Annotated in this window: 12 protein-coding genes; 11 read left to right on the top strand and 1 reads right to left on the bottom strand. The window is 45.9% G+C overall.

Going from position 1 to position 13,749, the window contains the following annotated elements; all coding sequences use genetic code 11:
- Positions 1-11 precede the first annotated feature (11 nt).
- Positions 12-1,106, top strand: a complete 1,095-nt coding sequence (locus tag CHH60_RS02150) for a pectinesterase family protein (RefSeq protein WP_095357689.1) — start codon at positions 12-14, stop codon at positions 1,104-1,106.
- Positions 1,107-1,325: 219 nt separating this feature from the next.
- On the opposite strand, the gene CHH60_RS02155 is transcribed toward CHH60_RS02150, so the two are convergent.
- On the bottom strand, positions 1,326-1,775 hold the full coding sequence (locus tag CHH60_RS02155; RefSeq protein WP_095357690.1) for a MarR family winged helix-turn-helix transcriptional regulator: 450 nt from the start codon (positions 1,773-1,775) through the stop codon (positions 1,326-1,328).
- Between the two features lie 273 nt (positions 1,776-2,048).
- Here CHH60_RS02155 and CHH60_RS02160 point away from each other — a divergent pair, with 273 nt between their 5' ends.
- The 10 genes from CHH60_RS02160 to CHH60_RS02205 all read left to right on the top strand — a co-directional run bounded on the left by CHH60_RS02160 (position 2,049) and on the right by CHH60_RS02205 (position 13,744).
- Entirely contained in the window at positions 2,049-3,245 is a 1,197-nt protein-coding gene (locus CHH60_RS02160) for an MFS transporter (RefSeq protein WP_095357691.1), read from the top strand.
- A 342-nt stretch (positions 3,246-3,587) separates the two neighbouring features.
- Complete coding sequence (locus tag CHH60_RS02165; protein WP_095357692.1) at positions 3,588-5,135, top strand: response regulator; 1,548 nt, start codon at positions 3,588-3,590, stop codon at positions 5,133-5,135.
- Positions 5,136-5,330: 195 nt separating this feature from the next.
- Positions 5,331-6,296, top strand: a complete 966-nt coding sequence (locus CHH60_RS02170; protein ID WP_095357693.1) for an ABC transporter permease — start codon at positions 5,331-5,333, stop codon at positions 6,294-6,296.
- 14 nt (positions 6,297-6,310) lie between these two features.
- Positions 6,311-7,180, top strand: a complete 870-nt coding sequence (locus CHH60_RS02175) for a carbohydrate ABC transporter permease (protein ID WP_095357694.1) — start codon at positions 6,311-6,313, stop codon at positions 7,178-7,180.
- Between the two features lie 88 nt (positions 7,181-7,268).
- A complete protein-coding gene (locus tag CHH60_RS02180; protein ID WP_095357695.1) occupies positions 7,269-8,912 on the top strand; it encodes an extracellular solute-binding protein in 1,644 nt (547 codons plus the stop codon).
- A 98-nt stretch (positions 8,913-9,010) separates the two neighbouring features.
- Positions 9,011-10,759: a sensor histidine kinase gene (locus tag CHH60_RS02185; RefSeq protein WP_095357696.1), complete on the top strand. Its 1,749-nt coding sequence runs from the start codon at positions 9,011-9,013 to the stop codon at positions 10,757-10,759.
- Positions 10,756-12,105 (top strand): ABC transporter substrate-binding protein, encoded by a 1,350-nt coding sequence (locus tag CHH60_RS02190; protein WP_095357697.1) that lies wholly within the window; start codon positions 10,756-10,758, stop codon positions 12,103-12,105. Before CHH60_RS02185 ends, CHH60_RS02190 begins: the two co-directional genes overlap by 4 nt.
- Positions 12,106-12,443: 338 nt before the next feature.
- A complete protein-coding gene (locus CHH60_RS02195) occupies positions 12,444-12,662 on the top strand; it encodes an isochorismatase family protein (protein ID WP_255247809.1) in 219 nt (72 codons plus the stop codon).
- A gap of 167 nt (positions 12,663-12,829) precedes the next feature.
- A complete protein-coding gene (locus CHH60_RS02200; RefSeq protein ID WP_095357698.1) occupies positions 12,830-13,030 on the top strand; it encodes a hypothetical protein in 201 nt (66 codons plus the stop codon).
- A 135-nt stretch (positions 13,031-13,165) separates the two neighbouring features.
- Positions 13,166-13,744 carry a FeoB-associated Cys-rich membrane protein gene (locus CHH60_RS02205; protein WP_095357699.1) on the top strand — a complete coding sequence of 193 codons (579 nt, stop codon included), beginning with the start codon at positions 13,166-13,168 and terminating at the stop codon, positions 13,742-13,744.
- The last annotated feature ends 5 nt before the right edge of the window (positions 13,745-13,749 follow it).

Genomic DNA, 13,749 nt, shown 5'->3' on the forward strand with positions numbered 1-13,749 from the left:
GGAGGTGGAATATGGAGGCACACAAGAACAACTCTTGTATAAATAGACTTGAAACGAAAGCGGTGGATGAACAGGTGTTCAATGGTATAAATCAGTCCTGTCCATCTCGTTACTACACGGTGGCTCAGGATGGAAGCGGAGACTTCTCTACCATTCAGGCTGCAATTAACGCCATGCCAGATAATGCCATCAATGAGCTGGAGATTCGAATCAAGCAAGGTGTTTATTATGAGAAGCTTCATATGGATAAGCCTAAGATTCATTTAATCGGGGAGGGGGCAGAGCAAACAGTTGTTACTTACGATGACTATGCGCTAAAAAAATTCCCAGACGGACAGCTATATCATACCTTTCATTCGTACACGGCCTTCATCGGAGAGGATGATTTCACAGCAGAGGGACTTTCTTTTGTGAATTCTGCAGGTCCAGGCAAGGAAGTTGGGCAAGCCCTTGCCATATACGTGGATGGTGACCGTGCAGCGTTCCGCAATTGTCGCTTCATCGGGCATCAGGATACCATTTTCACCGGACCGCTCCCACCAAAGCCCATGGACCGAAGCTTTTTCGGGGGGCCGCGCGATGGGGCAGAACGCCGGAAACTCCGTCAGTACTTTGAGGACTGTTATATAGAGGGCGATGTTGATTTTATATTTGGCTCGGCTACGGCCGTGTTCAAGGGGTGTGAAATCTTCTCCCAAAATCGTATATCAGATACTGCTCCAGCAGAGAATACGGTAAATGGGTGGATTACTGCGGCTTCGACACCCGAAGACGTTCGCCATGGCTATGTGTTCATCGATTGCACCCTGACCAGCAATGCTCCCCCGCAGTCGATATACCTCGGCAGGCCGTGGCGGAACCATGCTAAAGTGTGCTTTCTGAACTGCTGGATGGGTGCTCATGTTAAGATGGAGGGCTGGCATAACTGGAACAAACCAGATGCCGAAACTACTGTTGTATACGCTGAATTTAATAGTAAGGGTCCCGGAGCAGCGAGTGCGGAAGAGAGGGTTTCGTGGGCTAAGAGGCTGACTGAAGAAGAAGCATCCGAGTATACAGCGGCTCACATTTTGTCCGGGGTCGATGGCTGGCTTCCCTTTAGATAACCCTTTCCGAACGAAACACTTTATGCCTAATAAGATGTCTTTCAACAAACGAGAAACGATAGGGAATAAACAAGGAGGCAGCCGATCAACATGATCGGCTGTTTTCGGTATCAAACGGGCGATTAGCGAAACGGAAAGCAGTCCCGAGACATATCAGATCAGGTGCAAAATCCCTCCACAACTACTCAAGTGCAGGGATTTTGCATTTAGGAAGCATCATTACTCGACTAAAACGTGAAGCATTTCCCTCATTTGTCGCCGCTGCTCGACTGTAAGTTTAGCCATGAGCTTCTCAGAGATTTCCGCGCTTATTGAGCGAATCGTCCGAATATGGGGCTTGGCCTTATCAGTAAGTGAAAGAATGGTCGCACGCCGGTCTGTCGGGTCAACGGTACGCTGAATCAGTCCGTTTTCTTCCAAGGCGTTCACGAAATCCGTGATCGTTCGTGGTTTTAAGTCCATGACAGCCGCAAGCTCATTCATGCGTATATGCTCCGCTTTCCAAACTTCCATCAACAGTCGCAGACGGGCCCCTGAGAGGGGGATGGGCAGATCCAACGAAGCCAGACGTTTATCGAATTCGAATTTCAAAATACGTGAGGTGGTGGTGAGTAAATAAAAGGTATCGGCAGCTTCTTCATCCGGGTAGTCATTTGACGATATGTTCATTTGCTTATATATCCTCTTTTCACAATAAGTCTCCTTCTATTTTATCGTAAAGAATCTCTTTTTCAAATTGTGTCAGCCCAGAAGGATTGACTTCCTGAAAATTAGTGAGTAAACTCACTATATATTAAAAAAAGGTGAGGTTACTCACTAAATTAACCATACTGGAGGCTTCACCATGACTAACGTATTATTCGTCAGACCAAATCCAAGACCGACTGTACAAGGGCTGGCAAACACAGCAAGCCTGGCTCGGCAGTTCTAAGGAGGCGTGTGATGGACAATGAACTTTCACAGCAACAGCAGTCGCCTAGGTTATGGACAATGGATTTTGTACTGATCACAGCTGCAAGCTTCTTTTTGTTCTTCGGTTTTCAGATACTGCTGCCTACGTTGCCGGTTTACATGCTGGACTTGGGTGGAAACAATACGGCGGTCGGCTTGATCATTAGTATTTTTACCGTATTCTCTTTATTCACACGGCCATTGGTCGGAGCACTTATGAATCGGAGCAAAAAAGGCTGGCTGGTTGCAGGACTTATCCTTTGTTTTCTCATTATATCCTCGTACAATTGGACGGTTTCGGTTGCCATGCTTCTACTGGCGCGCTGCATTCACGGCGTTGGTTGGGGGATTGTCACGGTCACATCGAGCACCATCGCCTCAGATATTATTCCGGCTAATCGGCGGGGAGAGGGGATTGGTTATTTCGGTCTTGCAAGTACTCTTGCCATGGCTTTGGCGCCTGCGATCGGACTTGCACTTCTGGACGGAAAATGGCAGATGCCTGGTGTTATTGTCGTTGCAGCCGTCAGTACGGCCCTGTCTTTGCTATGCGTATGGGGCGTTCAGAAACAGCGTAAACAGAGCGATTCCTCTTTGGGTAGCGGAGATCAGGTACAAGTGAAAACCTCTTTTCGGTTACAGCTGTTCGAGCCAAAGGCGCTGTTTCCTTCCTTGCTTGGTCTGCTGATCGGGATTGTTTATGGCGGGATCGTCAGCTTCATTACACTGTTTGGTGAAGAAGCTCAGATAGGTAACGTTGGTTTGTTCTTTACGTTGAATGCCATTTGCCTGCTTATTGTGCGGTTTATCTCAGGACGTCTATTCGACCGCAAGGGCCACACCTGGGTCATATTGCCCGGCAGCGTATTACTGGCCGCTTCGCTGCTCGTTCTGTCCTATGCCCATAGCATGACCATGCTGGCAATTTCAGCAGTTCTTTTTGGTTTTGGGTTCGGAGCAGTGCAGCCTTCGCTGCAAGCATGGATCTTAAACCGCGTGGAACCCGAACTGCGCGGACCTGCGAATGCGACTTTTTATTCGGCGTTTGACCTTGGCATCGGCGGAGGTGCGTTACTTCTTGGGCGTCTAGCCGAAGCCAGCAGTTATGCGATGATGTATCGTTATTCGTTTCTCGTCATCATCCTATTCTGTATCGTCTATATAGCGTATAGCTGGAAGGAATCTTAGTAGAAGGGGCACCTGAAGAGGTGCTTCTTTTTGCTTTCATCCAAGTCCAGCGTGGGTTTGTAAGCCAGAAGTGAATAGGGAATCAGAATTCTTGACAGATCGTTACAAAATACCTGCACTGTGTCTGTACCTGCTTCTGAGAAAGGAGATATCATGAGTAAAAACGGAAGACCTCGTGAATTTAATAAGCCAGCGTACTAGATGCGGCAATGGAAACCTTTTGGTTAAAAGGAAGTGCAGGAATTGAAGATATTTCATGATTAGACTACAATTCATTCTTCGTCATGAGGCACTATCTCATTATAATAGAGACATAAGCATATCCAACAGGGGGAATAGCGAATGTACAAGGTTCTGCTGGTTGATGACGAATGGATGATTCTTGACGGAATTGCCAGCGTAATGAGTTGGAATCGACTTGGTACAGAATTGATAGGCACCGCTCAGGATGGATTGGAAGCGCTCGCTTTTATAGAGCTTCAACGTCCTGACATTATTATTACGGATATTCGTATGCCTGGCATGGATGGCCTGCAGCTGGTTGAAGCGGTTACCGAAATGTATCAGGATATATCATTTGTTATGCTGACAGGCTTTACTGAATTCGAGTACGCCAAGAGAGCAATGCAGTACGGAGTCAAGCACTATTTGCTTAAGCCGTGCAGTGAAGAGAGCCTGATGGAGGCTATCGCTGAACTGGTAGGCGAAAAGGATGAATGGACGGATCAGGCCCAGTTTGTGCAAACGATCCAAACTAACTTGGAACGTGTATTGCCGCATGCGAAGCAATACTTCCTGAAGGAACTCGTCACTAACAAGACCTATGGTGCCAAGGAGTGGGGACACTTCGGCGAGTTGTTCGGCGTGGATTTTCGAAGTCAGCAGGTGCGGATGCTGCTGGTTGAGATAGAGGGAGAGCATGAGTACTTGCACCTGTTTGCCATCCAGAACATCGCCGAAGATGTCTTTCACAATCCCATTCTCAGCACAACCTTGGGACGTCATGTGCTGTTGATCATGGAAGACAAACTTCCAGAGAAGCAATTGTTTCATAATATCGACGAGATTCGTCACACGTTCACCCGGTACTATCACTATGACTTAACGATGGCTCTCAGTGAGCCGGGAGAATTGGCACAGACACGTCAGTTGTACATGCAGACTATATCGTACCTGAACCACCGCTTTTACCTGGGGGAGGGCAGCCTTATCATGGAAAGGGATATTCTATCTCCGGAGGAACATGGCTATTCGGAATTTGAGATGGATCAGGAGCGGCTCGTTGCGGCCATTCAGGCTGGACATTGGCAGGTGGCAGAGGATGAGCTGAAGCAGACGTTCTGCTTACTGTCAGATCAACGTTATGACATATTTCAGACCAAGTCCTATCTCATTCAGACCTTTATGGAGATCATTCGGCTTAGCAGTCCTACGGGGATGAAAGAATACATGGATCGACTGCCCTGTATGATGGAATCAAGTACACTTCAGTCGTTTCAACTTTTTATTCTGGATGCAGCACGAGATATTGCACTGGAGCGCTACCGGCAGCAGCGCTCCAGACAATCGCAAATGGTGCAGGCTGTCAAGGAACTCGTGGAGTCACGGTATGAGGATGAATCTCTGACACTTCAGGCTATTGCTGGTGAGATTTACATGAATCCGGACTATATCGGCAAAATATTTAAAAAGGAAACTGGAGAGAAATTTACGAATTATGTACTGCGCTACCGGATGGGCAAAGCATTGGAACTCTTGAAGCAGGATAGCAGCTGCACGGTTTCATCGCTCGCCGAGAAGACCGGTTTTGGAGCCAACTGGCCATATTTCAGCAAAGTGTTTAAGAAATATACGGGTTTCTCGCCTTCCGAATATAAGAAGGTTCCATAGCCTTGTCGGTTGTTCTAATGCATTCTCAGCATCATACACCCTGTATGCCTCAAAAGGCGTCAGGGTGTTTTTTGTCGGTTGAAAGTCGGTTTTGAACATGAAGAGAGCGGAAATGAGCATGGGAAGCATGACCTCCAAATTTTATGATTACCATAGGATGTTAACGAATGAACATCGGAATTGGAGGCAAGGAGAATGGAACTGAAGCGAGGTCCGGTGGTGCAAGCGGGTACATTGAAACCACCAGGCAGATGGGGTGTCGTCAAAAAGGAACTGGCTCGAAACAAATATGTATATCTGATGCTCGTTCCTGTCGTCGCGTATTATTTGATATTCAGTTATGGCCCAATGTACGGGCTGCTGATGGCTTTTCAGGAATCCTATAGCCCCGTCAACGGGATTTTGGCAGGAACGTGGATCGGTTTTGACAATTTTACGATGTTTTTCGAGAGTTACTATTTTTGGCGGCTGATTAAAAACACACTCATTTTAAGTTTTTACAGCATTGTATTTGGATTCCCGGCACCCATCTTGCTGGCTATCCTGCTGAACGAGGTTCGCAAGAAATGGTTCAAGAGCACAGTTCAAACGATAAGCTACATGCCTCATTTTATATCAGTCGTTGTGGTGGTCGGAATGTTGAAAACGTTCTCAACACTCGATGGCGGCTTGTTTAATGTCATTCGGGATTTTTTCGACTTACAGCCGGTCATGTTTTTGGCCGAAAAGGACATGTTCCGTCCCATTTATATCTTATCGAACATATGGCAAGGGGCTGGCTGGGCATCCATTATCTTTTTGGCGGCACTCAGCGGCATTGATCCCCAGTTGTATGAAGCCTCCAAAATCGATGGTGCCGGACGCTGGAGACAACTGCTGCATATCACGCTGCCAGGCATTATGCCGACGATTGTCATTATGTTGATCCTTCGTCTTGGTGCGGTGATGAACTCCGATTTTCAAAAGATCCTCTTGATGCAGACAGCACCAACGTATGAAACATCAGACGTTATCTCCACCTTCGTGTACCGATCAGGGATATTGGAAGGTAACTATACATATTCCACGGCTATCGGGTTATTTAACGGCATTATCAATTTTTCACTGCTTATTATCGCCAATGCGATTAGCAAAAAAATGAACTCAACCAGTCTCTGGTAAGCGGAGGTGAAACGATGAAAAGGTCTGTAGGGGAACGCATCTTTGATGCAATCAATGTTCTTGTTCTGATCATCTTTATGTTGATCTGCTTTTACCCCATGTTATACGTGTTCAATTCCTCCATCAGCGACCCGGATCAGATGCTGCGTTCCAGATCCCTGATGCTGCTGCCGGAAGGCTTTCAGCTGGAAGCATATAAGTCCGTTTTCAAAGATACAAGGATATATACGGGCTACATGAACACGCTGTTCTACGTGGTCGCCGGTACGGCGATTAACCTGCTGATGACCTCCTTGGCTGCCTACGGATTGTCAAGAAAGGATCTGATGGGGCGAAAAACATTAATGAAAATGATTACCTTCACCATGTTTTTTGGTGGCGGCATGATTCCGACGTTTTTGTTGATTCAGAATCTGGGCCTTGTGGATACAAGACTGGCCATGATTATTCCAGGTGCAATCAGTACATTTTATTTTCTCATTATGAAAACGAATTTCGAAGGCATTCCGACCAGTCTGATCGAATCAGCGAAGCTGGACGGGGCAAACGATTTTCTGATCCTGTTCCGTATCGTATTGCCGTTATCGAAGCCGATCCTTGCCGTGATGATGCTGTATTATGCAGTGGATCACTGGAACGATTATGTAGGACCGATGCTTTATTTACGCAGTCAGGAGCTTTATCCCATCCAGATCATTATGAGGGATATTCTGATCAGCAGCAGTACGGAAGCCATGGGCGCCGGGACAGATACCGGTTTTGCCATCGGGGAAAACATCAAATATGCAACGATTATCATCTCTACACTGCCAATTATGCTCGTATACCCGTTTATCCAGCGTTTCTTCGTTCAGGGAGCATTAATTGGTGCTGTCAAACAATAAAAGCAATTTAACTGAAATATTTAGGAGCCGTGACTGACTAAGGTCACGACTTCTGATATTATAAATGACTTATGTGGAGGCGAATGACATGAAAAAAAGAATGGGGTCCATCATGCTCTCTTCTCTTCTGACGATGGCGATGCTGGCAGGCTGCACCGGAGGAAGCGAAACCACTAAACCTGACGACAACACGGTAACTCCGTCAGAGGCACTTACCGAAATTCCTTTGCCGATTACAAGCGAGCCATTTACCATTGAATACTGGCGTGCCAATGATGCTAAATTGACGGCTTCCCTGGGGAATTTCGGCGAAACGGCAGCCTACAAAAAGAAAGAAGAGCTGACTGGCATCAAGGCAAATTTTACACATCCGCCTCTGGGACAGCAGCGTGACCAATTCAATCTGCTGATTTCGACGAAGCAGTTGCCTGATGTGATCTACTACAACTGGGCGGATGCCGTTGGCGGCCCGGAGAAGATGATTAAGGATGGTCGAATTATTCGGCTTAACGAACTGATAGATCAATATGCTCCAAACCTGAAACGAATCATTGAATCCGATCCAGATGTGAAAAAGCAAATTGCCCTGGATGATGGAACGATCTACATGTTCCCGCTAATGAAGCTGGATGCACTGAAGCTGAACGCCACTTCAGGATTGATTATACGCAAGGATTGGCTGGATAAGCTGGGGCTGGAGGTTCCTACCACAATCGACGAGTGGCATACGGTACTCAAAGCCTTCAGGGAGCAAGATCCGAACGGTAACGGCAAAGCGGATGAATTGCCATTTACCGGCAACTGGGGACCAGGAAATCTGACCAAGCTGCATGATTTTGCACCCGGATTTGGTGTCATCGGTGGCTTTCAGCTGAATGGAGACAAGGTGGAGTACGGACCTATACAGCCAGGGTATCGTGACTTTCTGGAGAACATGTCCACCTGGTACAAGGAAGGATTAATTGATCCCGAAATCATGACGAATGATGGCAAGGCGTTTGATTACAAAGTCACCAACAACCTGGCGGGAGCCTATCAAGGTGGCGTATTTAGCGGAATGGGCAAGTATTTTAACCTGATGCGGGACACAGACCCGAACTTTAATGTGACAGGCGCTCCATGGCCGATATCCCCGGATGGAACAGGCTATTCTTCCTTTAATTTGGAAAACAAAGTGCTGAGTTACGGCGAAGCCATCACTTCATCGGCGGACGAGGATAAATTGAAGTACATCGTACAGTGGATGGACTATAATTACAGTGAAGATGGCAGTGATCTGTTCAACTTTGGCATCGAGAATGAGAGCTATGTGAAGGAAGGTGATGGTGTGAAATTTACAGAAGTCATCACCGATAATCCGCAGGGGCTGACCTATGACCAGGCACTGGCTTCTTATGCACTATCAATCATGGATGGACCAATCAATCAGGACAGCAGGTATCTGGATGCGCTTCTCTTCGATGACGGGCAGCGGGCGGCCAACGAGGAATGGATGAAAGCCAGCTCGGCACTTACCCTTCCCACGATTCGCTTGACTACGCAAGAAGCCAGTAAAAGCACCTCGATCATGAGCCAGGTCGATACGTATCTGAATGAAACGATGACCGCGATCATTAACGGCCAGAAACCTATCACGGAATTCGATAAAATGGTCGAAACCATTAAAAGCATGGGCATCGACGAGGCCATTGCCGTGCATCAAGCTGCCTACGACCGCTACCAATCAAAATAAAAGTCAGTTTGTGGCTGTTCATGTTTGTTTCGACAGGAAATTTCTCCTACATGTGTTATAAGTATAGAGAACACGTGGTGCAAAGGAGCGCACTTGCCATGACAGCCTATCGCAAATTAAGCATTAAAATGAAAGTATTTCTGATGATTATGCTGATGATGGCTCTGGTCATCACACTGGCATTTACTTCTTTATATTATACGTACTCGGTCTATGACAGACAGTTGTATGACAAATCGTCCAGTCTGCTTAACCTCTCTTCGTCCACCGTGGATGCAGAGCTCAGGAAGCTGGAGGCATTATCGCATGCGATGATCTCAGATAGAGTTATTCAAAAGTCCCTGAAGTCGCTTGCCCAGGATGATACGGATTATACGGGGTTTGTTGAGCGAAACCGGATGGCTGACCGGATATGGGAACACGCCAGTGGGGCTGCACGATATGTGCAGTCCGTTCATCTTATTGACTCTCAAGGTGGGTTGGTTAAATACGGCGAAGCGCTGACTTTTTCCAGTGAAAAGTACAACCGAATGATCCGAGCGGCAGAAGGGGCAAACGGAGCGGTACGCTGGCTGTATCCGGATGAAGACGATCCGATGCTGGCCATGGTGCGTCAAGTGAGAAGCTACGAGCCGATGACGCTGGAGCCTATAGGCATTCTGTTTTTTCGGATCAACATTGACAAACTAATCGAGGAATATGCCGGAATAGACAACAAGGACAGTGATATTGTGCTCAAAGCAGGGCAAAAGGTAATATATCCGTTCCGGGAGTTTTCAGATAGCCTATCTGCAGATTTGCAACCGCTTCCAGGGAGTGGAGGGTATGAGATCAAAGAGTTGGATGACCAAATCGTACTTGTGGCACAGAAGAAGTCTGCGCAGACAGGCTGGGTTTATTATAATATGGCACCTTATGAACAGATATTTGAACGCATTATTTTATTGAAGAATGCACTCATCGTGGTCTATGTGATTGCAATTGTTGTGGTACTGACACTCGGTATGGCTTTTGCGCGCAGCTTGACCAGGCCAATTCAGCAATTGATTACCCAGATGAGAGACATTCAGCACGGAAGTTTGGAGAATATGGATACCACCATTACTATGCCAGTTTCCAAGCATGTGGACGAGCTAGGTATGCTGCAGCGTACGTACCGGCTCATGATTACCCGCATCAATACGTTAATCAAGGAGAATTATGCTAATCAGCTGGTGATCAAAGAAACAGAATTTAAAGCATTGCAAGCTCAGATTAATCCCCACTTTCTGTATAATGCCTTGGATTCGATCCATTGGCTTGCCAAAAAGAGCCGGCAGGAACAGATATCACGCATGGTCTTGTCTCTTGGATATTTGCTCCGTACTTCTATCAGTTTCAAGCAAAATGTAATTACCATTGCGGAAGAGCTTGAAATTGTGAGCCATTATATCACGATTCAGCAATACCGCTTTCAGACAAGACTGGATTTGCAAATGGATATGCCCTCTGCCTATTTACAGTGCAGTATCCCCAAAATGACTTTACAGCCACTGCTCGAAAACGCCATCCAGTATGGTCTGGAATTACAGACAGGTCCTTGCGTGATTCGTCTGTACGCTCAGATGCATGAAAATAAGCTGGCTGTATTTGTAGAGGACAACGGTCCTGGCATGGAGCAAGAATACGTCAAACAGGTATTGCGTGGAGAGGTTCAAACCAGAGGAAGCGGGATCGGGTTATTGAATATCAGGGATCGGCTCCATCTTGCTTTTGGGGAAGAGTACGACATGATTCTGGAGAGCAGTCCGGGTAGGGGAACGCGGGTTATCTTGCTGTTACCACCACCAAAGGGGGAAGCACTATGAGCATATGGTTTCGATTCCTCGGCATACTGTGTCTCTTAACGATTCTTGCGGGGTGTACGCCCCAGCTTGTCTCGAGACCCGGCATGATTGTCGAAGAAGAGCCCATTACACTGCATATGGCCTGGTGGGGTGGACAGATGCGCAACGAGGCAACCGCTGCAGTGATAGATCTGTATGAACAGCAGAATCCTCATGTCCATATTAAGTATGAGTACAACAACTTCAATGAATATTGGAAAAAACTAGCCCCTTACGCAGCGGGGAATACGTTGCCGGACATTATACAAATGGATATCTCCTATCTGTCTCAGTATAGTTCCCTCAACTTGCTTGAAGATCTTGCACCATACATGGATCGAGGCATAATTGACACAAGCGACATGGACGAAGGCAAGGTCCGGATCGGTGAAATGGATGGTAAAGTTTACGGCATGAGTCTGGGTGTCAATGCCTTGATGGGCTATTACGACCCGGAGATTTTGCGCGAGCAAGGTATCGAAGAACCCACTGTGGACTGGACGTGGGACGATTTCTACGCCATGGGAAACAGGTTGCATGACAAAGACATGTATCTAGGCACTTACTTTACGCCAGAACAGTTTTTTGCATATTATCTAAGGCAGCATGGAATGAAGCTCTATGCTGAGGATGGACAGCGGCTGGGGTACGAGGATGATACGTTGTTTATCGATTACTTTGGCCGTATGCAGCAAATGGCCAAAGAGAAGCTAATTTTTCCGCCAGATATATGGGCCTCGGATATTGGCAAGCCGGATAGGGATCCATTTTATAGGGGGCAAGCCCTGTTTAACTGGGGCTATTCGAACCAGTTCATTGCCACGTCCAGAGAATACGGCAAGCCTTTGGCTATTGCCCCCATGCCGGGACCCCATAGCCAGGAAGCACTTTTCCTAAAGCCGGGCATGTTCTTCTCAGTTGCAAGTAATTCCAGACACAAGGAAGAAGCAGCCCAGTTTATCAGCTTTTTCGTTAATGATATTGAAGCGAATAAACTGCTTAAGGGTGAACGGGGTGTCCCTCTCTCATCAAGGGTCAAAGTGCAGATCAAACAAATTGTGGACCCAGAGGTACAACAGGTATTTGATTATGTGGATTGGGTAGAAAGGAACAGCAGCCCAATGGACTCCCCCGATCCGGTTAGCGGATCAGAAGTGACCGCGGTCCTGCGGGAGATTTACGACCAGCTGCTTTTTGGCCGAGTTACACCGGAACAGGCGGCCAGGCAGTTCCGAGAGGAAGCCAGTGCAATTTTGGGAGAGAAACCCAAACTTACGTTTAAAGTATCTGAAGTATCTGATGTATCTGAAAAACAAACGATGGAATGATATGAGTAAGAGGATACAATATCGTGAAAAATATCAGTTTCATTATGGTAACTGCCAGGATAACGTCTTGCTGTCGATGTTACTTAACCTAAAAACAGTTGCCTATGTAGGCAACTGTTTTTTAATAGTTAATAGCGACTGCTTATTTATTATATCGGAACAAGTAAGGATGAAAATTGAGCGGTACCATTCAACTCAGGACAGAATCATACCAGTTAATTGATTTTAAATGGCACGATTCACTTGAAATCAACCGTACTAAATTAGAGGGAGTAGAATAGGTAGGATAGATCAATTCAAATTCTGTTTAATCTCTTGTTGTAACGATTACTGTCATCCTGACAGGGGTTAGCACGAATTTGTGTGTTGAGTCTACAGCAAGGGAAGGTTTTATGCTTGATTATCACATTGTCCTTATACAAGATGCCTGCGCAGCTTTTTCACAAGCAGAACATGATATGACGTTGAAAACAGTGGATACGTATTGCGGCATGGTTACAGATACAGCAGGAATAGTTTCTCATATAGATACCTCACATCAGACAACATTAAATTAAACAGAGACGTGGGGTTTCGCAGAAAAAAACAATGTTCCATTCAAAGTCGCTATAGTAGCGGCTTTTTGTTTTAAGAAATTAATGTTTTCTCACGATGGTGTTTGGAGCTATATTGTTGGTATTCTATATGTAAATAAAATAACTTGAATACAGTATTGGAGGTCTACATGGAATTTAGAACTGCAACGTTAACCCATCTTCCTACCATTATTCGTTTATTAGCAGATGATGAAATGGGTGCTACACGAGAGCATTTCATAGATCCACTGCCAAAAGAATATGTTGAAGCTTTTGCAAAAATGGAAAAGCAAATCGGTAATTCCATAATCATTGCCTTGGATAACAACGAAGTCATTGGTTGTCTTTAGCAATATAGCTAAGAGAGCAGCTGACTTATGTGATTGGCTGCTCTTGTTCAACTAGCTGAGGGATGAGTGCAACTTTTCGTCTGCTGAGAAAGTCAATAAGATGTAAGATGGACGTAATAATATGATGATAAGTAGGTGGAGAAACTGAAGCATCGTTTACTCACGATCATATTTCTTTTCACTACCATATTCTATTTTTCGAGTGGTCAAGACGTTAATGCTCTATCCTGTGCTGAGAAGGGAAACCTTCAAGAAGAGTTAGACGTATATACTGGTGCTGTTTACGGTGAAATAAAGAAAATTAAAGTTGATCTGAAGCAAGAAGGGATAACGGGCACAAAAGAGAAAGTTAGATATATACTAGTGGAAGTTGAGCGAAGCTGGAAAACGGAAGTTGATTCTCAAGTCATTGTCGCAACCGACTACACTTGGGGTTTTAACTTCAAGGAAGGCAGTAAATACTTCATATTTATTAGTGAAATGGATGGCGAATTAAGCAGTAGTCCGTGCAGCACGACAATTGAAATGAATAACCTTAAACAAGCAACTGAACAATTCGGTGAGGGATTCGGGCCAAAACAACAAGTGAATCTGGAATCCAAGATGTGGTTTATGATGGAGCAGGATTTTGATTTGTATATCGTCCTTGCAATAATCCTTGTGGTGAGTGCCGTCATCATCATGAGAGCAAGGAAGAAAAGGAAACGGGGCTAAGCATC

The sequence above is a fragment of the Paenibacillus sp. 7523-1 genome (assembly GCF_002276415.1).
Lineage (GTDB): Bacteria > Bacillota > Bacilli > Paenibacillales > Paenibacillaceae > Paenibacillus > Paenibacillus illinoisensis_A.